23 protein-coding genes are annotated in these 26,638 nt (G+C 44.0%); 2 read left to right on the forward strand and 21 right to left on the reverse strand.

What is annotated here, in order from left to right; all coding sequences use genetic code 11:
* Positions 1–335: 335 nt before the first annotated feature.
* Complete coding sequence (locus ACQ96U_RS14315) at positions 336–3,158, forward strand: response regulator (protein WP_431721951.1); 2,823 nt, start codon at positions 336–338, stop codon at positions 3,156–3,158.
* Positions 3,159–3,194: 36 nt separating this feature from the next.
* Here the strand turns inward: ACQ96U_RS14315 and ACQ96U_RS14320 are convergent, their stop codons facing one another.
* The 6 genes from ACQ96U_RS14320 to rpsF all read right to left on the reverse strand — a co-directional run bounded on the left by ACQ96U_RS14320 (position 3,195) and on the right by rpsF (position 7,803).
* A complete protein-coding gene (locus ACQ96U_RS14320; protein WP_431721952.1) occupies positions 3,195–3,998 on the reverse strand; it encodes a hypothetical protein in 804 nt (267 codons plus the stop codon).
* Positions 3,999–4,176: 178 nt separating this feature from the next.
* The gene (gene dnaB / locus ACQ96U_RS14325) at positions 4,177–5,574 is read right to left on the reverse strand and encodes a replicative DNA helicase (RefSeq protein WP_431721953.1); all 1,398 of its coding nucleotides are present in this window, start codon (positions 5,572–5,574) and stop codon (positions 4,177–4,179) included.
* Between the two features lie 164 nt (positions 5,575–5,738).
* On the reverse strand, positions 5,739–6,185 hold the full coding sequence (gene rplI, locus ACQ96U_RS14330) for a 50S ribosomal protein L9 (protein ID WP_431721954.1): 447 nt from the start codon (positions 6,183–6,185) through the stop codon (positions 5,739–5,741).
* Between the two features lie 49 nt (positions 6,186–6,234).
* Positions 6,235–7,110, reverse strand: a complete 876-nt coding sequence (locus tag ACQ96U_RS14335; RefSeq protein WP_431721955.1) for a hypothetical protein — start codon at positions 7,108–7,110, stop codon at positions 6,235–6,237.
* 30 nt (positions 7,111–7,140) lie between these two features.
* The gene (gene rpsR / locus ACQ96U_RS14340) at positions 7,141–7,365 is read right to left on the reverse strand and encodes a 30S ribosomal protein S18 (protein WP_027706909.1); all 225 of its coding nucleotides are present in this window, start codon (positions 7,363–7,365) and stop codon (positions 7,141–7,143) included.
* A gap of 27 nt (positions 7,366–7,392) precedes the next feature.
* The gene (gene rpsF, locus ACQ96U_RS14345) at positions 7,393–7,803 is read right to left on the reverse strand and encodes a 30S ribosomal protein S6 (RefSeq protein ID WP_431721956.1); all 411 of its coding nucleotides are present in this window, start codon (positions 7,801–7,803) and stop codon (positions 7,393–7,395) included.
* Between the two features lie 461 nt (positions 7,804–8,264).
* Between rpsF and ACQ96U_RS14350 the strand changes: the two genes are divergently transcribed.
* Positions 8,265–8,675 (forward strand): hypothetical protein, encoded by a 411-nt coding sequence (locus ACQ96U_RS14350; RefSeq protein ID WP_431721957.1) that lies wholly within the window; start codon positions 8,265–8,267, stop codon positions 8,673–8,675.
* Positions 8,676–8,698: 23 nt separating this feature from the next.
* Here the strand turns inward: ACQ96U_RS14350 and ACQ96U_RS14355 are convergent, their stop codons facing one another.
* From ACQ96U_RS14355 to ACQ96U_RS14425, 15 genes are all read right to left on the reverse strand, one after another.
* Entirely contained in the window at positions 8,699–9,658 is a 960-nt protein-coding gene (locus ACQ96U_RS14355) for a D-2-hydroxyacid dehydrogenase (protein ID WP_431721958.1), read from the reverse strand.
* Positions 9,659–9,662: 4 nt separating this feature from the next.
* Positions 9,663–10,409 carry a 23S rRNA (guanosine(2251)-2'-O)-methyltransferase RlmB gene (gene rlmB / locus ACQ96U_RS14360; RefSeq protein WP_431721959.1) on the reverse strand — a complete coding sequence of 249 codons (747 nt, stop codon included), beginning with the start codon at positions 10,407–10,409 and terminating at the stop codon, positions 9,663–9,665.
* Between the two features lie 10 nt (positions 10,410–10,419).
* A complete protein-coding gene (gene rnr / locus ACQ96U_RS14365) occupies positions 10,420–12,909 on the reverse strand; it encodes a ribonuclease R (protein ID WP_431721960.1) in 2,490 nt (829 codons plus the stop codon).
* A gap of 358 nt (positions 12,910–13,267) precedes the next feature.
* Entirely contained in the window at positions 13,268–14,560 is a 1,293-nt protein-coding gene (locus ACQ96U_RS14370; protein ID WP_431721961.1) for an adenylosuccinate synthase, read from the reverse strand.
* 55 nt (positions 14,561–14,615) lie between these two features.
* On the reverse strand, positions 14,616–15,791 hold the full coding sequence (locus ACQ96U_RS14375) for an ATP phosphoribosyltransferase regulatory subunit (RefSeq protein ID WP_431721962.1): 1,176 nt from the start codon (positions 15,789–15,791) through the stop codon (positions 14,616–14,618).
* Between the two features lie 32 nt (positions 15,792–15,823).
* Positions 15,824–16,015 (reverse strand): DUF2065 domain-containing protein, encoded by a 192-nt coding sequence (locus ACQ96U_RS14380; protein ID WP_431721963.1) that lies wholly within the window; start codon positions 16,013–16,015, stop codon positions 15,824–15,826.
* Positions 16,016–16,147: 132 nt separating this feature from the next.
* Positions 16,148–17,047, reverse strand: coding sequence for a protease modulator HflC (gene hflC, locus ACQ96U_RS14385; protein WP_431721964.1), 900 nt, complete (start codon positions 17,045–17,047; stop codon positions 16,148–16,150).
* Positions 17,044–18,216 carry an FtsH protease activity modulator HflK gene (gene hflK / locus ACQ96U_RS14390; protein WP_431721965.1) on the reverse strand — a complete coding sequence of 391 codons (1,173 nt, stop codon included), beginning with the start codon at positions 18,214–18,216 and terminating at the stop codon, positions 17,044–17,046. The genes hflC and hflK overlap by 4 nt, the downstream gene beginning before the upstream one ends.
* A gap of 156 nt (positions 18,217–18,372) precedes the next feature.
* Positions 18,373–19,650, reverse strand: a complete 1,278-nt coding sequence (gene hflX, locus ACQ96U_RS14395) for a ribosome rescue GTPase HflX (protein ID WP_431721966.1) — start codon at positions 19,648–19,650, stop codon at positions 18,373–18,375.
* 21 nt (positions 19,651–19,671) lie between these two features.
* Complete coding sequence (gene hfq / locus ACQ96U_RS14400; RefSeq protein WP_431721967.1) at positions 19,672–19,920, reverse strand: RNA chaperone Hfq; 249 nt, start codon at positions 19,918–19,920, stop codon at positions 19,672–19,674.
* 217 nt (positions 19,921–20,137) lie between these two features.
* Positions 20,138–21,085, reverse strand: coding sequence for a tRNA (adenosine(37)-N6)-dimethylallyltransferase MiaA (gene miaA, locus ACQ96U_RS14405; protein WP_431721968.1), 948 nt, complete (start codon positions 21,083–21,085; stop codon positions 20,138–20,140).
* Positions 21,086–23,041, reverse strand: coding sequence for a DNA mismatch repair endonuclease MutL (gene mutL, locus ACQ96U_RS14410; protein WP_431721969.1), 1,956 nt, complete (start codon positions 23,039–23,041; stop codon positions 21,086–21,088).
* Positions 23,042–23,183: 142 nt separating this feature from the next.
* The gene (locus tag ACQ96U_RS14415; protein ID WP_431721970.1) at positions 23,184–24,521 is read right to left on the reverse strand and encodes an N-acetylmuramoyl-L-alanine amidase; all 1,338 of its coding nucleotides are present in this window, start codon (positions 24,519–24,521) and stop codon (positions 23,184–23,186) included.
* 14 nt (positions 24,522–24,535) lie between these two features.
* Entirely contained in the window at positions 24,536–25,021 is a 486-nt protein-coding gene (gene tsaE, locus ACQ96U_RS14420; protein WP_431721971.1) for a tRNA (adenosine(37)-N6)-threonylcarbamoyltransferase complex ATPase subunit type 1 TsaE, read from the reverse strand.
* Complete coding sequence (locus ACQ96U_RS14425; RefSeq protein WP_431721972.1) at positions 25,018–26,571, reverse strand: NAD(P)H-hydrate dehydratase; 1,554 nt, start codon at positions 26,569–26,571, stop codon at positions 25,018–25,020. The genes tsaE and ACQ96U_RS14425 overlap by 4 nt, the downstream gene beginning before the upstream one ends.
* Between the last annotated feature and the right edge of the window lie 67 nt (positions 26,572–26,638).

Consider the following 26,638-nt stretch of genomic DNA (forward strand, 5'->3'; position numbering starts at 1 on the left):
AGTGCTCGAAAAATTGGTTATTAGAAGTAGTGCTTAGAAAAAAGTACTATAATAACGAGCCTAATAAAAACCAGCACCCTGCTAATTCTCTAGTGGGTTGCTGGTGCTGGTCATTAAAGCTGGTAAAGATAATTAAAACAGTTTTACTTAACACAATAAGAATAAAGCAATTCACTGTTAATAAATGCAGACATTACACTACAGCTTAAGTAGTCAAGATACGCTAGGATAAATACAATCTATCACCAAGAAAGGTGCGCTGATCAAGGTCCCCATTATTAACAGTGCATAACAATTGGTTATAATGATGTCTTCACGTTGAAGGGATATCTCTTGTGCAAAGGTCAGTAGTCAGTGCACCAGTTCAATGGCATGTTCTCTGCCTCATAACGCTCTTATTCTGGTTAGTTAATACCAGCGCTCAAGCATCTGTTAATCTTTCTGTACAAAGTTTTCGCATTAACTTAGCCAATCATACTGAGGTACTGGAAGATAAGACTCGTACTCTGACTATTAACGAAGTACTTTCAGATAGTTATGAACTCCGCTTTTCACCCATACGGAGTGATGTATTTCAGCTAGGAGAGTCACCTTCTACTTACTGGCTAAAAATTCAAGTTGACCAGGCTCCTCAAAAAAGCCAACAAGTCTATCTTCAGCTTTTTGGTGATATTAGCCAGATTGATTTCTTTACTGTATATAAAGGACAAATTTCTTCTGTTTATACGGGTACCGACCGACCTGTAAGTAGCCGTCCTGTTACTCATGATAGTTTTTTGTTCCCTGTTCAGCTTAATGAAGACTCTCCACAACAGTTCTTTTTAAAACTCAGCTCTAAAGATGCCATGAACTTTTCTCTCTACTTGGTTTCTGCCGACCAAGTGATAGAGTCTGTTACCCTAACTCAATGGGTAAATGGAGCATTATTTGGGCTGTTCTTCGGCATCGCCCTGTATAACTTGGTTGCCTTTTTTCATTGGCGAGAGCGAAATTACCTTTATTTAGTTATTCTACTTTTCTGCTCATTAACCTATCAGCTTATTTGGCAAGGTCAGTTGATTAAGCTGCTACCAGGATTGGTCGATATTGAGGATCAACTTGGTCAATTTATTTTACTCACGGGTACGGCCATGATGTGCTTACTCGTTAAACGTTATTTTGCCGTAGAAAACTACTCTCACCTCCTCCATCGTTTTTTTGCTATTAGCGCTCTTATGGCCTCTACTGCAGCTGTTCTTGCACTCATTGTCGGCCACCAATTTCCACCATTAGCCACACACGTTATTTTAGTTTTCATAGGTACTGCGGTATTTAGCTGTACACTTATTTTCTTCCGACGAGGCACTCGCTATGCTCAAACACTTTTAGTTGGTCTGTGTCCCCTCATTATTGCTCTTCTTCTTAGTCTTCTAATCGCTCTCGACTTTATCCACTTACAACCTTACCAAGCCAACTGGCTACTCCTTACCATTGCCAGCCTGAGCTTGATTGGCATATCGTATGCCGTTGCCCAACAGTTTCACCATCAACGAGCACTGCTGTTGAGCCAACAAAAAACAACACCCACTCAAGAACAGCCTTTACACAAGCGTGAGTTCTTAGCACACCTCAGCCATCAACTTCGCAGTCCTATGAATGGCATTTTAGGCATGAGTGAGCTGCTGCTTGATACATCGCTAACCCCTAAACAACGCGACTACATTCAAACGATTCATCATGCAGGGAATGATTTGGTCAATTTACTGAATCAAATACAAGATATCAGCAAACTAGAGTCAAACCAGTTAGAGCTGGAAGAGGTTCCATTCGATATCAATGCACTGGTTGAAACCTGCCTTGAAATGTACAAACTTTCCGCAGAACAACGACAGATCGAATTAATCAGCTATCTTCACCCTGAAGTGCCTCGCATACTTACAGGAGACCCCTCACGACTTCAACAGATTATTCTTTCACTGCTAAGTTATGCGTTCAAACGAACGGATACTGGAGAAGTTTTGCTCAGTGCAACCATTGAAAAAACAGACCACAGCAGTCAGTTACGCTTTATAGTCAAAGACTCAAGTGCAGGAATAGAAGAAGATGAATGCCAGTTACTTTTGAGTGCAGATATCCAGAATATTGTGCTAAATGCTCAACGAAACTCATCAATTGACTTAGGGTTAGTACTTTCCAGACATTTACTTACATTGATGGGAGGTCAATTTGGCATTGAGAGTGAAGTCGGAGAAGGCAGTGTTTTCTGGTTTACATTGCCCCTCAAATTACCTGACATTAGCACCCAGGATGAAGAAGAAGATTTTGACTTTCAGGGGATTCGCGTATTAGTCGTTGATGATAACGAAACCTGCCGCAAGGTACTGACTCAACAGTGTCTTGCACTAGGCATGGATGTAACGGGTGCACAAAATGGTAAAGAAGCACTCGCCATTCTTCGCACTAAAGCCCATCTAAACCAGCATTTTGATCTCGTTATCTTGGACCAAAACATGCCTGTCATGAATGGCATGCAGCTGTCAGCAAAGATTAAAGAAGATAGCGCTATCAGTGACGATGTTTTGATCATCATGCTGACAGGAGTGAGTTTTGCCCCAAATAGTGTTGATGCACGTAACGCAGGTATTAAGCGTATTTTGACAAAGCCTGTTACTCATTACACACTAAAAACAACCCTTAAAGAGGAGCTTACCCGGTTTCAAAGCAAACAAGCCGAATATCAACCTACTCCTGCTTCTCTACAGTCAATCAATTCGCTACAACCCACTGTTGCAAAAGGCAGCATTCTGGTTGCGGAAGACAACCCCACAAGTGCGAAAGTTATTCGCGGTATGCTTGCTAAACTGGGATTCGAACCAGATATTGTCTACAACGGCAGTGATGCAGTTGAAGCCGCAAAGGGACATGACTATCAACTGATTCTTATGGATTGTGAAATGCCCATTATGGATGGTTTTGAAGCAACAGAACGTATTCGTGAATGGGAGCAAAAACATGGCCACAGTATTGTGCCTGTCATTGCCGTCACTGCACACAACTTATCAGATCAAAAACAAAGTTTGCGGCAAGCAGGCATGAATGGTCAGCTAATGAAGCCCATTGAATTACAAGATTTAAAAGATATTATCCAAACATGGCTTCATACAACAGCTGAACACTAACTCAACGTCACTATCAACACGTGATCTCATTAAACACTAAACAGAAAATGACTCTATTGAAACTCGTTCGTCCTGCGTAAGCGCCACTTGACGATACGTCTGTATAGCACCTTCAGCATTAGTATTTGCAGGTTCGCTACTTTCTAGCGCAGCTGTATTTACGGTCACAACATCGGTAGGCTGGATATTTTGATTAGGCTGAACGTTCGGTTGTGCTGGAGCAATGTCCACTTCACTGAAGTTATCTTCAGGCTGATTGGTATTAACTTCATTACTAACTGTTGGTTGCTGTTGAATATTATTCAAGTTATCTGACGGTGGTTGAGTGACTGCTCTATCTGCAACTAAATCAACAGCCTCATCAGTCTCTGGTGTTGGTGCATTAACCACGACAGGTTGATTGTTAAGCTCAGTAGCCAGGTCAACTTGTGGATTATCATTTAACTGGTTGACATTACGCACTAAGGGTATCCGGGTTGCAGTCGAGTCCGCAGAAACGTCGGTAGTTTCTAGCCCCACAGAAGCAGGGTTACTTTCACGAGACACATTGTCGCTAGGCGCTACATTATTCCGAACACTATCAGTTTGCACTGCTGGTCTGACTGCAACCCGAGATTCAGTCTGTAATGATGAAGGTGTGATAAAAGTGTTAGCTGACGCTGTAGGATCGGCCGCTGAAAAACGTCCTGCTGCCACATCTCTTGCTTGCTGACTGATATTGACATCAATATCTGATGAAGACGGGCCTTGCACCCGAATTGCAGGCGATCTTTGCTCTGCAACTTCTGCCTGCAAAGTGGCATGAATAACGTTATTTGGTGTCACGGCTACGACGTCCATAAGACATCACACCTTCATTCACTGGCTACTGATACTTACAACTATAGTTGAAGAGTTGAACAACTTTAGTGTTAAAACAAACTTATATTAGACCTTTTTTTTATAAACTAAATTTGGGTTCTGACAACATCGTATAAAGCAAAATGGAACCTTAATCAAGGCAATACACCTTACTCAATTATTCCATCGTATAACCTTGATAGGCTTCAGGTGCCAGGTTTTCAAAACGAGTGAATTTACCCAAAAAGGCCAACTTAACAGAACCTATCGGACCATTACGCTGCTTACCAATAATAACCTCAGCAACACCTTTAAATTCAGTATCAGGGTTATAAACTTCATCACGATAAATAAACATGATAACGTCAGCATCCTGCTCAATCGCTCCTGATTCCCGCAAGTCAGAGTTAACAGGGCGCTTATTCGGTCGTTGTTCAAGACTCCGGTTTAGCTGTGATAACGCCACAACAGGCACATTAAACTCTTTTGCCAGCGCTTTTAATGAACGAGAAATTTCCGAAATTTCATTTGTTCGACTTTCCCCACCACCAGGAATTTGCATAAGCTGCAAATAGTCAATCATGATTAAACCGATCTCACCATGCTCCCTGGCAATTCGCCGTGTCCGTGAGCGCATCTCAGTGGGACTCAGTCCTGCGGTATCATCCACAAACAACTTTTTATCACTGATCATGTTCACAGCAGCAGTCAACTTCGGCCAGTCTTCTTCATCGAGCTTACCAGTTCTTACCTTTGTCTGATCAATTCGACCTAATGAAGACAGCATCCGCATCATTAATTGCTCACCAGGCATTTCCAAACTGAACACTAGAATAGCCTTATCCGTATTCAGCATGGCATTTTCAACCAGGTTCATGGCAAAGGTGGTTTTCCCCATTGATGGACGACCAGCCACAATCACCATATCTGAAGGCTGTAAGCCTGAGGTCATCTCATCTAAATCCTTAAAGCCCGTCGTAGTTCCAGTAATGGTGTCTCCCGCATTAAATAACTCATCAATACGGTCAATCGCTTTATTGAGAAGCTCCTTCATCCCTACAGGACCACCTGATTTAGGACGTGATTCAGCAATCTGGAAAACTTCGCGCTCAGCCGCATCTAAAATCTCTGAACAACTTCGTCCTTCAGGATTAAAGGCACTATCAACGATTCGATTACTAACTGAGATTAATTTTCTAAGAATGGACCTCTCATAGACAATCTCCGCATACTCACGCACATTGGCTATACTGGGTGTATTTTTGGCAAGCTCAGCTAAATAAGCTATCCCACCAGCATCTTCCAGCTCTGCCCACGTATCAAGCTTTTCGGCAATGGTGAGTGGGTCAAAAGGCTTTGTCGCTGAGGCTAACTGTTCGATTGCGGTATAAATTAAGCGATGGGCAGGGTTATAAAAGTCATCAGCAACAACTTTATCCGCTACTACATCCCAAGTTGTATTATCCAGTAATAATGCACCTAATACAGACTGCTCAGCCTCCAGTGAGTGGGGTGGGGCTTTTACCGAATCCATAATATCCTGCTCTGACATTACTATCGGCGCTTCGCTCTGCATAGGACTCTCGTTGTATTACCAGAATAATTGTCAAAAAAACTACCCTTCGAGTGAAGGATATATCCACTTCAGTTAAGGCATAGTCTACCTAAAAATTGGGTAGATAAAACAAACCCGCGAGCATAAAAATGGTCGCGGGCTTGTTCCAACCAGTCATAACAGGCTTATTCGGCTTCGACGTAAACCTTCAACGTGGTAACTACATCAGTGTGTAGCTGAAGACTAATATCGTATTCACCTACTTGACGAATTGGGCCTGATGGCAGGCGAATTTCGCTCTTAGCAATATCAACCCCAGCAGCACTCAGTGCATCAGCCAGGTCACGTGTACCGATAGAGCCAAACAACTTACCTTCATCACCCGCTTTTGCAGTCAATGTCAGTTCGATATCAGCAATCGCAGTAGCACGCTCTTCAGCTACTTTCAATTTATCTTGGGCTGCTTTTTCGAGCTCAGCACGACGCGCTTCAAACTCAGCCAAATTATCTTTTGTAGCAGGAACGGCTTTATTGAATGGGATTAGGAAGTTGCGCCCATAGCCAGATTTAACTGCAACTTTGTCACCCAGGTTACCCAGGTTAGCAATTTTTTCTAAAAGAATAACATCCATCGCTTAATTACCTTTAACTGTCTTACCCATTAACACAATTTGGATATCACTAAACAGGAGGCTTTTGTTGTAGCCTACCTCGAAAGTTCAGCAAGCTATCCAAAAAGGCCATGATGACTAATAAAGGGTACATAACCTGTAAAAACAACAATTGCGCCAAGTAAAAAAGAATAAGCCACTGCTTACTCATTTGCTTCTTAGCAAGACTGCCATGCACAAGCGCAATGCCAGCAAAAAACAATGGGAGCGATGCTAAAAGCACAAACGCAGCTAAGGATTTATCAATTTCAATTCCAAAAATAATAAATGCCATTAAGCCACTGCTTAACCAGCTAGGTAAACGCAAAGCATGAAATTCTTCACGAAAACCACCTGGTACGAATAGTATCGATTGCCACCAACGCGCAACAATCAAAGACACTATACACAGCATCATACTGCCAAATGCTAACAACCCCACCACAATATGTGGCAACAAGTCATTAATCTGAGTTTGCAAACTGAGTGCATCATCACTGAGTTGCTTATACATTGCTGACTGAGTCCAAACAGTATTGAACTGTTCAACAATTGTTGCCAATAAATTAGGTGTTATAAGCTTGATGCTAAAAACAACCAAGACGCCCAACAATACACTTAGACCTAAAGTCATAGCCCATGAAACACTCTTTCTGAGGAAATGAGCCAGTGCTACTGTACATAGCAACGTGGTAATCACATCTAGCTGCCCCTGAGTAGCAAAATACAATGCTGGTAACAGGGGCCAAATAATCACCTGAATCGCTTTGGTAAACCCTTGGCGTAATACCACCAAGCCCAAAGTTGCCGCGCTTAGCCAGGACGTTAACGGAGCAATCGCAGTCAGTGTAGCAAACAATGCTGCCTGCTTGGGCCCTCGCATAATGAATTCAGCTAAAGCACGCATTATGTTCCCTTTATCAAGCGCTCTATCACATTAGTGACGATCAGTGTATGGCAACAGAGCAATGTAACGAGCACGCTTAACAGCTGTTGCTAACTGACGTTGATATTTTGCTTTAGTTCCGGTAATGCGGCTAGGAACAATCTTGCCTGTTTCAGAAACATAAGCTTTCAGCGTATTGATATCTTTGTAATCAATCTCTTTTACGCCTTCAGCAGTAAAGCGGCAGAATTTTCTACGACGAAAAAAACGTGCCATTGATATTCTCCTTCAATGAATTAGTGATTACTCTTCAGCTAAGCTTTCGTCATCTGACTCAACATTATCTTGATCAGATGTTTCTTTTTTCGCTGAGTCTTCACGGCGCTCGTTACGACCTTCTTCTGACTTCATGATTGAAGGCTCAGAAACTACTTCGTTACGACGAATCACCATGTTACGAATCACAGCATCATTGAAACGGAATGAGTTAGTCAGCTCGTCTAAGATCTCATTGCTGCACTCTACATTCATTAACACGTAGTGTGCTTTATGCACTTTCTGGATAGGGTAAGCCAGTTGACGGCGGCCCCAATCTTCCAGGCGATGGACCTTACCATTGCCTTCAGTAACCAAGCTGGTATAACGCTCAATCATCGCACCAACCTGTTCACTTTGGTCAGGGTGAACGAGAAATACGATTTCGTAATGACGCATAAACTCTCCTTTCGGTTTAGTAGCCTTCCACCACCCATGTAGGTGCTAGTAAAGCAAGGAGTCAAAAAAAATGACCTTTGTAAGGAACCGGGCATTCTAGTTAAGTCTATGACAACTTGCAACAACCGTAGATCAGAGGTCGCTGCCCTTGTAATAAGACGCTTATACACACTACGAGCTTTCCACTCACAGCATGCCAAAATGAGTGTACCCTAACATCAACATTAACGTCCCAATGACACTGTGCTATGTGCACAGCTGAACACGAAGAGATAAGTAAAGGGGATAAACATTGAAAGGAAAGTGTCGCTTATAGACACATGTTGTTAACACTTAACCATCATGCTTTGTATAAGTGTAACACGATATTTAATTGAGACAGTTAACAACTTACTATATAGACAAAGGATAAATCGTTTGAAATCTCAATAATGAACAATTGCTAAATTTTTTATCTAAAGATGAAACCCCAAATACCTAATCGAAAAAAATACAGCAAATCTGTAACACATATTTTAATTGTCATTTGCTGCTTTTTCAGCTTAAAACCATTTGCCAAAGATTTACTAGAACTGGATGACTTTGAGCTGCAATCACTGGTTCAAGAAAAAACACCATCAGAGCAGCTACCCTTGAAAGCTTTCTCACAAAAAATAAATAGTAAAAAAACAGCAAAACCTGATAGTTCCAAATGCAGGATTTTTGCTAAAAGAGAGCGTAATGCGATCTTAATCGAAGAGCACAAAAACAATGCAGAACGATATACAAACTATATAGACTACATCAGTATTCCATTACTGTGCTGGCAAAATGAAGAGGAGGGAGATGAGATTCAAGTTATAACGCCTCCAGAATTACCACCCAACTACTAAACCTCGCCAGCCAGTTTATTGTATTAACACACAACGCCTGAAGGCTTATTTGCAAGAAAGTTTAGCAAGTGCTTTTTCGCCTGATCCACTAATCGTTGTCTTGCTTGCTGGCTCCCCCAGGCACAATGGGGGGTTATCAAAAGATTAGGTAACTCAGCAACAATCAAGGGATGATCAGCAGCAGGAGGCTCAACTGAGAGTACATCAAGACCAGCACCCGCTAATCGATTGCTCATTAGGGCTTGTAACAGAGCAACCTCATCAATTAAGTCGCCACGAGCCGTATTAATTAAATAAGCATGAGGATATAACCAGCTCAAGGTTTCATCATTAATTAAGTGTTTAGTTTGCTCTGTCAACGGACAATGTAAGGACACAATATCGGCTTGAGCAAAGGCTTCAGCTAAAGGTAATCGGCTCTTGCTATCTTGTTGTGGCGAACCAGGCACCTGAGCAAGCAAGACTTCCATTCCAAAAGACTCACCAATTTTAGCGACTCGCTTACCTAACTCACCATAACCAACAATAACTAGCTTTTTAGACGCCAGCTCGATAATAGGAAAGTCGAGCAAACAAAAAAATGGACTTACGGACCACCGTCCTTGTTTGACTGCTTGTTGATAACGATATTGCTGTGTCACCAAGGAGAGAATCAACCCCCATGTATGCTGCGCAACACTATCAGTGCCATAACGGGTTATATGGGTAACCGTAATTCCCTGTTTTTTTGCTGCAATTAAATCAACATTGTTGGTACCTGTCGCTAATATACCAATGTAACGCAGCTGAGGATTTTTCTGTATGAGCGCTTCATTAATAACAACTTTATTCGTAAAAACCACACTACACGACTCAATCCGTGTTGCAACTTGATCACCACGGGTCGCACCAAATATCTGAAAAGGCATTATTTCTTGAAAAGACGACAGATTAATATCACTGCCAAGGCTTTTTGCATCCAAAATAATACCTTTGTTATTCATTACACTAACAGCCTTTTACTTTCCTTTGACGAACAGCTTCAAAAAGACAAATACCTGTCGCGACAGACACGTTCAAACTGCTGACCAATCCAGCCATCGGTATCTTTGTGAGCTGGTCACATAGCTCTCTTGTCAGTCTGCGCAACCCTTTACCTTCCGCACCTAAAACCAATGCTGTTGGTCCTGTTAAATCTGTTGTATACAGGTCTTGTGTCGCCTCACCAGCCATACCTGTAATCCAAATACCTCGATCCTGAAGCATCCGCAATGTACGCGCTAAATTGGTCACTGAAAAAAACGCGACGCTTTCCGCAGCACCAGAGGCAACCTTCCTCGCTACAGGAGTAAGACCCACTGCTTTATCTTTTGGGGCAATCACCGCATGAACTCCTGCGGCATCAGCAGAACGTAAACAAGCACCCAGGTTATGAGGATCTGTCACGCTATCCAGCACTAACACGAAAGGAGGCTCTTCAAGTGTATCCAATAAATGCACTAGCTCTTCTTCTGTCTTACCTCGGGAAGCTCTTACTTTAATAACAACGCCCTGATGCGTTTTTGCGTGCTGATCTAGGACTTTTCTAGAAACCACTGAGCACGTGATATGCTGTTTTTCAGCAAAAGTGCGTATTTTATTGATTTGTTCCCCTTCTCTCCCTTGCTGAAGAAGAATTTCAATAACATCATCCGGTCTTTGATTAAGCTGTGCGAGTACCGCATGAATCCCATAAACTATGTCAGTATTACTCATTTAAAATCTGTCACTTTGTTTTTTTTACACGACGCTTACGCGGTGCTTTTGATGTTTCTGTTACAACGTTTGAGGTTGATGAGCTCACATTAGTTTTGCGTTTTCCTTTATTCTTATTCTTTTTGGGTTTATTTTTCTTTTTTTTACTCGCGCTATCCTCAAAACGCTTTACTGATGCATCACCTTGCTTATTTCCACGCTTTTTTCTGTTGTTGCTTGGCTTCTTTTTTTGCTTGCTACTGGTACGCTGTCCTTTCTTGCTATTGATAGGACTAGACGTTAATTCAAAGTCAATTTTCTTCTCATCTAAATTGACCTTAACTACCTGTACCTCAAGCGTATCCCCCAACCTAAAACGTCGTCCGGTACGCTCCCCCACTAACACTTGGTGCACAACATCATAGTGGTAATAGTCTTCCGGCAACGCGGTGATATGAACTAATCCCTCAATATAGATATCATTCAATTCAACAAACAAGCCGAAAGCGGTAACTGCACTAACAACCCCCGAAAAGGTTTGGCCAAGGTGGGCTTGCATATACTCACACTTCAGCCAGTCTGTAGCATCCCGTGTCGCATCATCAGCTCTGCGCTCTGTCATGGAACAGTGCTCACCCAGAACCTGCATATCACCGATTTCATATGGATAAGATCTTGAAATCTGTGTAGGTTCACCTTGAGTAACACACTTCACACTGTTAGAAGCTAAATTGCTATGAATCACAGCACGAATGGCACGATGAACCAGCAAATCAGGATAACGACGAATGGGTGAAGTGAAATGCGTATAAGCAAGATAGGCCAGCCCAAAGTGCCCAACATTGTTTGGTGAATAAACAGCTTGACTCATCGAACGTAACAGCATGGTTTGAATCAAGTGTGCATCAGGTCGTCCCTCGATTTGCGCTAGTACTTTTTGGAAGCTGGCAGGTTTCAGCTTATCAGACATGGGTATCGTCAGCCCAAGCTCACCCAAGAACTGCTGCAAATTCAATAATTTATCAGACTTTGGTCCCTCATGAATTCGATAAAGTGCTGGCAGTTCATGCTTTTCTAAAAAGCGTGCTGTTGCCACATTGGCACAAAGCATACACTCTTCAATGACTTTATGAGCATCATTGCGAACGACAGGAACAATTCGCTCAATCTTTCTACCTTCACCAAAAACGATTTGCGTTTCAGTCGTTTCAAAGTCAATGGCCCCACGCGTTTCCCTAGCCGCTCTCAGTGCTAAGTACATTGCATACAGATTTTGCAAATGGGGGGAAACTTCATTCAATACACTATCAACAGGCTCATTTTTTTCTGTCGAGCCCTCAAACAGCTTACCAACCTGGGTATACGTTAACCTGGCATGAGAATGAATTATCCCCTCAAAAAACGTATAACCACTCAATCGGCCTTGAGCACTGATTGTCATCTCACAAACCATCGCTAAACGATCAACATGAGGGTTCAGCGAACACAATCCATTGGACAATATTTCAGGCAACATCGGAATAACATAACCAGGGAAGTAAACAGAATTACCCCGATTAAGCGCCTCCCTGTCCAGCGCAGAGTCTTTTTTCACATAGTGGGATACATCAGCAATAGCAACATATAAACGCCAACCCCCACCTTTTTTCGGCGCACAGAAAACGGCATCATCAAAGTCTTTAGCATCCTCACCATCAATTGTGACAAACGGCAGAGTTCGCAAATCAACTCGATTGAGCTTATCGGCTTCTTCAACTTCCGTTGTATAAACTGCAACGTCATCAGTAACGGCCTCAGGCCATTCATGAGGTAGCTCATGAACCCGAGTTGCCACATCTACTTCCATGCCTGGTGCCATATGATCACCTAGCACCTCTTTAATAATTCCCTGCGGCAACAGACGTCGGGTAGGCTGCTGAGTGATTTCGACAACAACATACTGACCTTGACTAGGCTGAATGGGGCCTGGCTCAACCTGAATATCTTTATCAATACGTTTATTCTCTGGGGTAACAAACTGGGTATTTCCCTTCTTGTAAAAACGCCCCACTAATTGTTGATTTTTTCTTTCCAGAATTTCTACAAGTGCAGCTTCACGACGGCCACGACGATCAACACCCGCCTCTCTGACCACCACTATGTCGCCATCCATGAGCTGTCTCATTTCTGTACCAGAGACATAGAGATCATCAGAACCATCATCAGGGGCTACAAAACCATAGCCATCACGATGCCCAATCACCCGCCCTTTGACTAAATCCATCTTAGACAGTAAGCCATAAGCACCTTTACGCGTAGACAATAACTGTCCATCACGCTCCATTGCACGCAAACGGCGGCGAAGCGCTTCACGACTGTCGTCGTTATCAATTTCAAGTACACGACAGAGTGCCGACAACGTGGCTGGAGTACCACGCTCTTCTAGTAACTGCATAATCAGCTGTCGGCTAGGAATAGGATTTTCGTATTTTTTTGCCTCTTCGGCAGCCTGAGGATCAGCGTTTTTCCACCAACCAGACATTTTGGAATTTCTTTTCAAATTTTCTTTTCTTTTCAATGAATTTCTACTTATTTATTAACTGATATACCCAAAAATAAAGGTTATTAATGATGTATTCCTAAATGAAACACTACCTTTCTTTTATGCATGTATATATTACACAGCTAATGGTTAACATATCTCTCCATCTCACAGATGAAGTGTGTGTCGTATAAAAGGAAGAGTCAATCATTTTGCAGGTAGCCAAACCAAAGGTATTAAAAAATACCTTTGGTTCAGGATGCTTCAGAGTTTAACTACTCTGAGCAGTTTGGAGGGAAGAAGCAGCATAGCGATTTTCAGTAACCTAATTCAAAATAAGTAAAGTACTTGTTTAATATTAGGCAAAAGGGCTACGCAGAATAATCGTTTCATTACGATCTGGCCCTGTTGAAATAATATCAATCGGAGCACCTACCACTTCCTCTAAGCGTTTGATGTAATTACGTGCATTTTGAGGTAAGTCCTCCAACCGCTTAGCACCTACTGTTGACTCTTGCCAGCCAGGTAACTCTTCATAAACTGGCGCTACAGATGCGTAAACATCTGCATCAAACGGACAGCCATTTATCTGTTGCTGTTCACTTTGATAACTCGTACAAATTTTAATGGTTTCCAGACCATCTAACACATCCAGCTTGGTCAGGCATAGTCCTGAAATACTATTGACATCAACTGCATAACGAAGTGCCACAGCATCAAACCACCCACAACGACGAGGACGCCCTGTCGTCGCACCAAATTCATTACCCTTAGTGGCTAAGTGACGACCTGTTTCACAGCTCAACTCAGTTGGGAATGGTCCAGAACCAACTCGGGTGGTATAGGCTTTGGTAATACCTAACACATAATCCAGATACAAAGGACCAAACCCACTGCCTGTGGCAACCCCACCAGCAGTTGTATTTGAAGAGGTTACAAATGGGTATGTGCCATGATCAATATCCAATAGCGCACCTTGTGCACCTTCAAACAGAATGTTTTTACCTTGCTGACGATACTGATGCAAAGTTGCTGTAACGTCTTCAATCATTGGCTGCATGGCATCACCCATCGCCAAGGTATCATCCAACACCTCACGAAAGTCTAAAGCATCAGCTTTGTAGTAATGTTGCAAAACAAAGTTATGATACTCCATCACTTCCTGCAGTTTATCGGCAAAACGGTTATGGTTGAGCAGGTCACCCAAACGCAGTCCCCGACGAGAAACCTTATCTTCATATGCGGGACCAATACCACGACCAGTTGTGCCTATCTTGTTGTTGCCTCGGGCCTGTTCACGCGCCTGGTCCAGTGCAGTATGGAATGGCAGAATGAGTGGACAAGACGGACTTAACCGCAACCTATCCCGGGCCGGAACGCCTTTATCTTCAAGTTCCTTCAACTCTTTCAGCAATGCTTCTGGTGATAACACAACACCATTACCGATGTAACACATCACACCATCACGCAAAATACCTGAAGGAATCAGGTGCAATACCGTTTTTTGTCCATCGATGACCAGCGTATGACCAGCATTATGTCCACCTTGATAACGGGCAACTGCAGATACCTCTTCAGTCAAAAGATCTACAATTTTACCTTTACCTTCATCACCCCATTGGGTGCCCAATACAACAACATTTTTACCCATGACAATTTCTCTAAAGTTTCTAGGAATAAACAAAACTTTGTGCTGCTGTACTGCCTTACAGCGGTAACACCTGCCATTGCCCATCAGTATGGACCAACTGTCGATCACAGCCCAACGACTCTGGACACGTCTGTGCATCAGGTAGTGCACAAATAACACGCTCTCCTCGTTGACGAAGCTCATCGACTACTACGCGGTCAACGTCTACAGGAGCCCATATACTTTTTTCAGTTTGAATCACTTCTGCAGTCAGCAGGTTTAATAAAACCTTTAAATCTGTACTAAAACCGGTTGCAGGCCGGGAACGACCATAGCAAGCACCAACACCATCATAACGACCACCTTGAGCAACCGCTTGCCCTTGCCCAGGAGTATAGGCTGCAAAAAGAACCCCTGTATGGTAATCAAAGCCTCGCTGTTCACTCAGGTCAAAGTACAGTGTCACCTTAGGATTAACCTGTTGAATACCCGAAGCAATCTCTTCAAGTTGTGTCAGTGCATTTAAAACTTGCTCTCCAGCGGGTGCCAGACTGGACTTTGCTTGCTGAAGTACATCAATGTCACCACAAAGTGTCGGTAACATCTGCAGCATAGATGCTAACGTTACATCTGAAATCTTCTGCTGGATAAAGTCATGTAATTCTGGAAGTGCTTTTCGCTGCATTAACAAATGCAACTCTTCTTGGTCTGTTTTACTAAGGTTTGCATTGGCTAAAATACCTTTCCAAATTCCAGCATGTCCCATTCCAACACAAACGTCGTCTAAGCCAACCAGTGCTAATGTTGCCAGCATCAGGTTTATCACTTCAAGATCACTGGCGATCCCCGCATGTCCGTATAACTCGGCACCTACTTGAATAGGACTACGTGAAGCTGCCAGTGAACATGGCTTAGTATGAAAAACACTTCCACAATAACATAGCCTTACAGGCCCTTCTTTTCCTAGCTTATGAGCGTCAATCCTAGCCACAGAGGGTGTCGTATCAGCACGCAAAGCCATCATGCGTCCCGTTAGCTGATCTATTATCTTAAACATCTGCAACTCAAGATCATGATTACTTTCTGTGAGTAGCGAGTCTAAATACTCAATATGGGGTGGAATAACTAAGTCATATCCCCAGCTATGGTATAAGTCCAAAAGAAGGCGGCGTAGCCCTTCCACCTGCATAGCATCAGGAGGCAGCACCTCATCAATACCATCCGGTAGTAGCCAACGATCAGCAACAGTCATGGTCTTACTCGCAATCAGCTAATTGATCAAATCTAATGAATTACATAAAGCAATGCTGTACCCGTTAACATGCTTACCAAGCCAATAATGCGCAATGTTTTATCATCAATCTGCGCCAACATTGCCACTAACTCACGCCACCGATGGGGGTACAAAAAGGGAATAATGCCTTCAATCACCAACATTAAACAAAAAGCAACAAGTAATTCACGCCAAAAGTCCATCGATGCTGCGTCCAAGCTAATTGATAAACAAAAATCTCCAAGTATCAGGCAACAAAAAACCGGGTAATGGACCCGGTTTGAACAATCATAACACGATTTTTATGGAGTACAGAAGTTGTTTAATAGATTCCTTTATTCATTACTACTGACTGGCTTATCAGACTGTCTTTCAGAGTTTTTCAGGTATTTGAAAAAGTCACTATCAGGCTCCAATATCATCATGCCATTATTTTCTTTAAAGCTTTCTTTGTAAGCATGCAAGCTACGGTAAAAGGCATAAAACTCTGGATCCTGATTATATGCATTGGCATATATTGCCGCGGCTTTGGCGTCACCTTCACCTCGAATTTTCTCAGCTTCTCTATAGGCTTCTGCTAGCAATACACGACGCTCACGATCAGCTGTAGCGCGAGTAATTTCCGCTTGCTCATTACCTTGTGAGCGCAATTCCTGAGCTTCTTTCTCACGCTCTGTAGCCATCCGCTCAAAAACTGAATCACTTACCTGGGGAGGTAGATCAATCCGTTTAACGCGTAAGTCATTAACACGAATACCGTAGTTTTCCTCAGTAAACTTGTTAAGCACTTTAGTCAATTCTTCCATTAACTCATCCCGCTTACCGGAAACAACCTCTTGTAGAGAGAGTCTTCCCACACGGTTCCGTAACCCAGACTCAACACGTTGAGATAGCAAACGGTTTGCCTGTAATACGCTTCCTGCAGTAGAACGGTAGAATTTACCCACATCCTTAATACGCCATTTAACGTATGAGTCTACGATAAGTGCCTTTTTTTCTTGAGTCAGAAAGCGCTCTGGTGGTGCATCCAGTGTCAACAAACGACCATCAAATTTGATGACCTTATCAATGATGGGTGCCTTGATATGCAACCCTGGTTGTACATCTGGCGCCACAAGCTGTCCAAAGCGTAACACCACAGCCCGCTCAATTTGCGTCACGATATAAAAGCTATCCCAACCGACCAGGACAACAATAAAAGTAAGAATCAAACCTAATAATGATTTAGGTGTCATCGTACAGTCCTCCCTGTTCTAGTGCTTGTGGGAGTTCGCTTACGAAGCTCATCTGCTACACGATTAGCGATGCTATTCATCTCTTGCTGTGTTAAACCTGTTGAAGACGCTGATGAACTAGCACTTGTACTACTTCCCGTGAGTTTTTCTAAAGGCAAGTACATCACATTATTTCCACCTTTTACGTCAACCAATACTTTATTGGTTGTCGCCAGCACTTCTTGCAATGCATCCAGGTATAAACGCTCACGAGTGACTTCTGGTGCTTTTTGATATTCAGCATAAAGTCTGGAGAAACGATCAGCCTCACCTTCAGCTTTAGCTATCACCTCCTGACGATAACCTCCTGCCTCTTCTAGCTTACGCTGAGCCTCACCTCGTGCTTCTGGAATGATGGCATTACTATACGCTTGCGCTTTATTCTGCACGCGCTCTTTATCTTCACGAGCTCGAATAACATCATCAAATGAGGCCTGCACTTCTCGTGGGGGCTGAGCTGCCTCAACGTTGATTCGCCCAATATGAATACCCGCTTTATACAGATTAATATAAGACTGTAAGCGATCTTTCACTTCATCTGCCAGCGCTTCACGTCCTTCGGTAAGCACCGCATGCATTTCAGAACCACCCACCACATGTCGTAGAGCACTTTGAGTCGCATGCTCCAAACTGCTGATAGGATCCTCAACTTGCAGCACGAAGTCTTTAAGGTTGCCTACGTTGTACTGTACAGACATCGCTACTTCGACGATATTTTCATCCTCTGTCAACATTTGTTGGCGTAAGTTATAGGTACGAAACTCCGTCACTCGCTCCTGAAACTTTTTCTCAAAAGGAGGAAAATACATATGTAAGCCTGGACCTACAGTGTCATGATATTTTCCCAGACGAAGCACGACAGCTTGTTCTTTTTCGTCTACGGTATACACCGCATTCCACACATAAAGAACAGCTGCAATGATAACAATAAGAGAGAACATGCCACCGGAGCCAGACCCCCGCCGTCCAGACGTAGAGCCCCCCCCTTTTCCACCAAATAGCCCACTCAGCTTTTGCTGAAATTTGCGAAGCACCTCATCAAGATCAGGAGGCCCCTGATTATTACCCTTATTACCACCCCCCCAAGGGTCTTGATGCTTGTCATTTCCACCCGGTTCATTCCAGGCCATAGACTTCTCCGTTACACCCGTGATGATTAGATAATCAGTAAAAACGCTGTGTAACAAACAAATGTTATTACACAACTCGCTTTAATAATGATTTGTTTTGAAATTGTAGGAACCTTAGCGCAGAGGTGCAACTTTACTTTCCAAGGTTATTCGTCTCTACAACGTCTGCAACTCACCTTCACGCTTGGCCAGGCGTTGCAAATCATGTTGCTGCATACGCACACGTATCAACCACCCCCCATGATCTTCACTACTTTCTTCAAGCACAGCACCAAGACGAAATAGCTCAGCCCTTAACCGTCCTTGAGAAGGTTTTAATTGTAGTGTAGTTTCCACAACGCTTTCGCCCAGCCGCTCAGAAATAGCTTTTTTAATAAGCGCAATACCTTCACCGCTAAGTGCAGAAACCCATACCCGCCAAGGCTTACCTTCTTCATCGTAGTCAATCTGTGGCGTTCGATCTGTAAGAAGGTCAATCTTGTTATACACCAATAGTCTGGGTACTTTTTCAGCCCCAATCTCTAGTAAAACATCATTGACTTGCTCAATATTGCCATCACGCTCACTGTCATAACAGTCTACAACGTGAATAAGCAAATCCGCTGCCACAGTTTCTTCAAGGGTTGCCCGAAATGCCTGTACCAGCTTATGAGGCAAGTGTCTTATAAACCCTACCGTATCTGCAACAATGATAGAACCGATATCCTGCACTTCAATACGACGCAGTGTTGGGTCCAACGTAGCAAATAACTGATCAGCCGCATACACTTCTGCTGTAGTCAGTGTATTGAATAACGTTGACTTCCCTGCATTGGTATAACCCACCAGAGAAACTAGAGGTAAATCAGCACGCTTTCTGGAACGACGACTCTGATCACGCTGCTTGCGAACTTTTTCCAAGCGTTTTTGGATTGTTTTGATCCGTTCACGTAGCAAGCGCCGGTCTGTTTCCAGCTGCGTTTCCCCAGGACCTCGAAGACCAATCCCCCCCTTCTGGCGTTCCAAGTGAGTCCATCCACGCACCAGACGAGTACTTAAGTGCTGTAACTGGGCCAGTTCAACTTGCAGCTTACCTTCATGGGTGCGGGCGCGTTGAGCAAAGATATCCAGTATTAATCCCGTCCGATCTACCACACGGCACTCGAGCTCTCTTTCGAGGTTGCGTTCTTGTGTTGGAGACAGACTATGATTGAAAATAACAATTTCAGCTTTCAGTTGTTTGACAGCTTGGCGAACTTCTTCAACTTTGCCTTTACCGATAAAGAACTTGGGATGAGGTTGCGGGCTTGTAGAGGTGATAAAGGCGACGGGGTTAGCCCCCGCAGAACCAACCAGTTCTTCAAACTCGCGGGGATCTTCCCGTTCTTTATCGTCAATCAGCTCAGGATGAACTAATACGGCATGTTCGCCACCTTGATGGCGTTCAAAAAACAATGCGAATCTCCTGCTAATTAACTAGCTTGTAGCTTCACCCTGCTCAGTATTCTGCATAGGCATCCGCACTGGACGACTGGGCACTACTGTTGATATCGCGTGTTTATATACCATTTGACTAACTGTATTTTTCAATAGGATGACAAATTGGTCGAATGACTCAACTTGGCCCTGTAGCTTGATACCGTTGACTAAATAGATAGAAACCGGGATACGCTCTTTTCTAAGCAGGTTTAAGTAAGGGTCTTGTAAAGAGTGCCCTTTTGACATTGTTGTACTCCTTTATCGTTCAAAAAAAAAAATAAAAAAAGTGCTTACTACAAAGAATCCGCCAAGTCAGTTTGATTAGCAGTAAGATGAGGTCAACACAGTAATCAATCTACAGCGGCAAAATGGTGATCATACTGAAAGCCAGCATGTACCATTAAAACCATAGTGTGCACAGCCAAAATCAGCCACATGATAGCTGAAATTTGTGAGCCAAACCCTATATAAGTTCCTGCTCTACTATTTTCAAGGCCGTATATTCCGCATCTGTTGCCAAAGAGTCCAACCAGGTCAAATTTTCCCAGCGCCTTAACCAGGTAAATTGACGTTTTGCCAGTTGTCGGGTTGCAATCACTCCCTTTTCGATCATTTCCTCGTAACTCAGTTCCCCATCCAAGTAATCCCATACCTGCCTGTAACCAACAGCACGCATACTTGGGAGCTTTTTTGATAAATCAGCGCGCTGTTTTAATGCCGCCACTTCATCAATAAAACCTAGCGTTAACATCTGCTGAAAACGATCAGCTATGCGCTGGTGCAACACTGCACGCTCAACAGGTGCAATGGCCAACTTCAGTGTACGATAAGGAAAGTCGTGAGCTTCTTGTTGCTCAAGGTGATACTGAGTGAGTGTTTTGCCCGTCAGCAGATACACTTCAAGCGCACGTTGCATGCGCTGAGGGTCATTTGGGTGAATTCGCTGCGCTGACTCAGGATCAAATGAAGCCAGTCGCTGATGCAATGCAGGCCAACCTAATTTTGCTGCATCACTTAAAATTTGCGCTCGGATGGATTCATCCGCAGATGGCAATTCAGTCGCAATACCCTCAAACAGAACTTTGTAATATAACATAGTTCCACCCACTAAGAGTGGTATTTTTCCATTTTTGCTTACCTCTGCCATCAACTGTAATGCATCCTCTGCAAAGTCTGCAGCAGAATAAGGTTCAGTAGGATCTAAAATATCAACCAGGTGGTGTGGATATTTTGCTAATGTTACGGAATCTGGCTTTGCAGTACCAATATCCATACCGCGATACACCATTGCTGAATCCACACTGATCAACTCACAGGGGAAGTGCTCAGCCAAACAAAGTGCTAAATCAGTTTTACCTGATGCGGTAGGTCCCGTCAGGCAAATAGCCAGTGGTCGCTGCTTACTACTCATTTAACGACCTCGTAGAAATAACTTATCTAGTTCTGCCATCGTCAACTGTGTCCAGGTAGGACGGCCATGATTACACTGCCCACTCCGTTCGGTTCTCTCCATATCTCGAAGTAATGCATTCATCTCTGCAACGGTCAGTTTCCGATTAGCTCTCACTGAACCATGACAAGCCATGGTGGCAAGTATTTCATTGGTATGCGCTTGAATCCGGTCACTAGTACCATACTCCAGTAGGTCACTTAGCACAGCTGTAACCAATGGTTTTACATTTTGTTTACCTAAAATAGCGGGTATTTCCCGAATCACGAGTGTTTCTGGTCCCATTCTAGCCACCTGAAAACCCAGGGCGTTAAAGAGTGCTTTATGCTCTTCTGCACAGTCCGCCTCGCGCTGGCTGATAGCTATAGATTCAGGGACCAGTAAAGGTTGGGTCTTGATACCTTCACCCGTGTACGCCTGCTTCATTCGCTCATAGGTGATTCGCTCATGGGCTGCATGCATATCAACCAATACCAGACCATGCTCATTTTCAGCCAGGATATACACGCCTTTCAGCTGTGCAGTGGCAAATCCTAGTGGTGGAATTTCTCCATGAGCTACTTCTTTATTCTGTAGCTCATGCCAAACCTCCTCAGCACTGTTATCCAAGCGCTGCCAACCTGCTATTTGCTCACTAACCTGCTGGGTAGAAGGTGAAGCATCTTGCTCCCAGCGCTTAGAAGCTAAACCTGATGAGTGCTTGGTAGGTGTTGAAGCATACTGCACTGGAGTATGTTCAGTGTGGAAAATGGAAGGCTTTTCAGTCTTATCTGATACAGCCCCATTTGAGTGTTCGCGATTTTGAGACCAGTCTATCGCCTGCTGCCCCGTAAACACACCAGAAGTACTATTATCCACGGCCTGAGTTTGTTGATTTTTTTCAGCTAAATTTTGCGATATTAAGTGATGCTCAGGACTCACTTCAGCTAAGGCATGATGCAATTGACTAAACAGAAAGTTATGTACAGCACGACTATCACGAAAGCGTACTTCATGCTTAGTTGGATGCACATTGACATCCACCCCGGCAGGATCAAGCTCTAAATAAAGTACAAATGCAGGATGCCGACCGTTATAAAGCACATCACGGTAAGCTTGGCGAACGGCATGACTAACCAGCTTGTCACGAATGACTCGGCCATTCACAAAGAAATATTGAAGATCAGCCTGGCTTCGGGAAAATGTTGGCAGCCCAACCCAACCCCACAAACGCATATCACCTACTTGGGCATCTATGCACACAGCCTGTTCAAGAAAGGCTGGACCACAAACCGTAGCCACCCGCCGGTCCTTCTCCAAAGCACTATGGGCAGCACGAAGTTGATGAATCACTCGCTGGTTATGACGCAATTGAAAGTTAATATCAAAATGACTTAACGCTATGCGTTTAATCACTTCTTCTAAATGGCCAAACTCAGTTTTTTCAGTTCGTAAAAATTTACGGCGAGCAGGTGTGTTATAAAATAAATCTCGCACCTCAATCGTTGTACCTGTGGGATGAGATGCTGGCGATAAAACGGGTTCCATATCGCGCCCTTCAACTCGCACACACCATGCTTCTTCTTGCCCTTCCGTATTAGAGGTCAGCAATAATCGAGACACCGAGCTGATACTGGCCAACGCCTCCCCCCGAAAACCTAAGCTGGCTACCGCTTCTAAATCTTCGAGTTCAGTAATTTTACTGGTCGCATGTCGGCTGAGTGCTAAGGCAAGGTCATCTTTTAAAATACCCCCACCATTATCACGAATCTTGATAAGCTTGACACCACCGCTCTCTACATCGATATCAACCCGAGTAGCGCCCGCATCAATACTGTTTTCAACCAGTTCTTTAACTACCGAAGCAGGACGCTCAACGACTTCACCTGCAGCAATCTGGTTCGCTAAGCGTGGACTTAGCAGACTTATACGCTTCATGATTATTGCGTCATCTTTATATTAGTTGGAGTATAAGCTCAGTTTGGAGGGCGCTTAGGTTAACGGGTAATGGACAAAGTGAAAAGCACTCTGTCCAGTTTTACCCGCTGAAACACCTTAAATCACATTATTCCAGTTCGCTTTAGTTAGGAATTTGTAATATCTGTCCTACACGAATCCTATCCGCTTTTAGGTTATTTCTGGCACGCAAGCTACTCACTGATACATTATGCCGACTGGCAATCTCAGATAGTGTATCGCCTCGCTTGATAACATAACGGGTTGGACCATTTACAGGCCCACGATGCTTAAGCTGAGCAACATAGGTATTTGCAGGAGGCACTTGGTAAAAATAACTTTTAAGTCCTTTAAAAACTGCCTGAGCCAAATTTTCTTGATGAGAGCGTGTTGCCAGTTTTTGACCATCAGTCGGGTTGGTAATGAACCCCGTCTCAACCAAAATGGATGGAATATCAGGGGATTTCAACACCATAAACCCAGCCTGCTCAACATGCCGTTTGTGCAGACGACTGATCTGACCCATGTTACGCAGAACCTGCCCACCTGCTTCTAAGCTGGAAGTCAGGGTTGCTGTCATGGATAAGTCCAACAGAACCCCCGCTAAAGTTGCATCTTTATCACTTAGACTGACATTACCCACACCACCAATTAAGTCAGAACTGTTCTCCCGACTGGCAAGCCAGCGAGCGGTCTCAGAGGTTGCACCACGCTGTGAAAGTGCAAAGACAGAAGCACCATTTGCCCGTCGATTCTTAAAGGCATCCGCATGAATTGACACAAATAAATCAGCACGCCGTTGACGAGCAATTACCGTGCGCTGCCGTAATCCCACATAGTAATCACCCTCTCGAATAAGAAATGATTTAAACCCAGGCTCCCGACTAAAAAGTTGATGTAAGCGCCGCGCGATCTGCAGAACGACATCTTTCTCACGAACACCACGATAACCAATAGCGCCAGGATCATCACCACCATGTCCTGCATCTACCGCAATAACGATGTCGCGTCCCACTCGCCCAGAAGATGTTATTGCTACTTGAGGCGCTGACTTAACCACTGGTTTGACATTACGATCATACAAATCAATAACCAGTCGATCACCATAGGTCTCATTAGGCTTAAGTACAAAGCTCCGTGGTCTGACAGCCGTTTTTAAATCCAATACCACCCTTAAATCACGGCCATTACGCTTGCCATGACGAACTTTATTAATGGGTGTGTTGCTGAGCGTCAATTCGCTGAATGCTGATTTTAAATCAGCCTGCTTAATGTCAATAACCAGACGGTCAGGGTTTTCTAGCTGAAAAATCTTATGGTCAATGGGACCTGATAAATCAAAAACCAAGCGCGTATTATCAGGCGCACGCCACAGCCTAACCCCTTTGATATCAGCGGCCTGAGTAACATTTACCAGCCACAAGCTCACGCAGGCCAACATCATGACTAACCTGTTGATCATAATGACAGGAACCCCTAATGGTTTACTTTTCTATCATGAACAAGCTTTGCAGCAATATCTTGACCATGCTGACTAGCAGGGAGAACTTCAACTGTTCGAGCCCCTTGCTGATACTGTAAGGTGAGCTTAAGGTCTGCAGCGGGCAAAAAACCAGCCCCGCGTTCAGGCCACTCAATCATGCATAAGGCGGACTGGTTAAAGTATTCACGCCCCCCTAAAAGCTCTAACTCTTCAGGATCACCCAAACGATAAAGGTCAAAATGATAAACAACCTGTCCAGATACCAAGTTATATGGTTCTACTAAAGTATATGTTGGGCTTTTTACCGCACCATCATGCCCCATTTGCTGTAAAACACCCCTACATAACGTGGTCTTACCCGCCCCCAAATCCCCATAAAGATAAATAACACCCTTGCCACCACTTGCTTTGGCGAGCTGCTGTCCAAAGGCAACGGTTGCGGCTTCATCTACTAACAGAATAGTCTGCCCAGAAGTCATTGCTCCTCACTTCCCGTGACTAATTGATTCAAAAGATGGCGAGCTTCAGGTATAAGCTCTGTCGCTCTAAGCCCCCACTCTCCAAACTCAGCAGCAATCACATCAGCAGCCGTTGCATGTAACCACACACCCAGTTTTGCTGCTTCACAAGGTGGTAGCCCCATAGCTAAAAAAGCACCTAACATACCACTGAGCACATCCCCCATACCACCAGAGGCCATACCTGGATTCCCCTCTGGACAAACCCATACCTGCTCACCATCACTCACTAAACTACCCGCCCCTTTTAGCACAACTGAGGCGTGAAAGGTCTTACAAAGACGCTCAATTGCGGCAAAACGATCCTGCTGCACAGACTGTGTACTTTCTCCCAGCAACCTACTGGCCTCACCTGGATGAGGTGTTAGTAGCAGCTGCTTACTGTTACAGCATAAAGTATCACGCTGTTGAGCCATTAGGTTAAGGCCATCAGCATCAACTAATAAGGGCTCCTTAACTTGAAGTGCAGTTTTGAGCACAGCCATGCCCCACTCATCTTTACCAAGACCAGGGCCTATTACGATCGCCGTTTTATCTACCAATAATGCTTCAAGGTGTAGAGGGTCATCGATAGCATGTACCATTACCTCAGGGGTTCTTGCCTGAATAGCTGCAGCATGATGAGCCAAGGTTGCAACGGTAACCAGCCCAACCCCCATACTTAGTGCAGCTTCAGCAGCCATGGTGACAGCACCTGCCATTCCTGCTCCACCACCAATAATAAGTAAGTGTCCAAAGAGTCCTTTGTGAGCACACCGAGAACGTGGTAATAACACAGGACCTATCGTTTGATCACTCAGCTGCCAAACTTTCGTAGGCACGCAGTCAAACACAGGATCAGGTACATTCAAGCTGGCATATATCAGCTCACCACAGTAATCAGGGGCTACTCCTGTTAGTAACCCTCGTTTCATACCAATAAAACTGACTGTTAGGCTCGCTTTTATGGCTGCACCTAGCACTGAACCTGTATCAGCACATAACCCAGAGGGAATATCTATCGCTAAAACAGGTCTGTTTACTGCATTAATATGCTCAATAATTGCTAAATAGGGATCTCGAACAACGCCAGACAACCCCGTTCCAAGCAACGCATCAACCAAAATATCACCATCGACTTTGGTTTCTACTTCATATGGCGTCAAAATAACGTCAAACTGTTGGCACCACTCATAGGCTAAAAGTGCATCTCCTTTCAAGCTCGCCTTCGGAGCTACCATGACGACTTCTGCAGTAAAGCCTGCCTGTGCTGCAAGCCCTGCGACAATATAGCCATCACCACCATTATTTCCACCCCCACAAAAAACCTGGATTTTGCAGGCTGGTTGTTGAGAGATTAAGCGTTGCTGCTGTGACCTTAGGTGCCAGTGTGCAATCATAGCGCGATACGCTGCTTTACCTGCACGCATCATTAGCTCAAAGCCAGCAATGCCTTGCCCAGTAATGGCCGCATGATCTAATTTTCTAACCTGTTCTGCGGTAAAAAGTGGCTGTGGTAAACTATGGTTCATACGTTTGCATCCCCCAAGCGTAGCTAGAAAGCACTGTTTCAATTATACGTTGACTGTAGTCTTTATC

The sequence above is a fragment of the Zooshikella sp. RANM57 genome, from assembly GCF_050749885.1.
In the GTDB taxonomy this organism is placed as follows: Bacteria; Pseudomonadota; Gammaproteobacteria; order Pseudomonadales; family Zooshikellaceae; genus Zooshikella.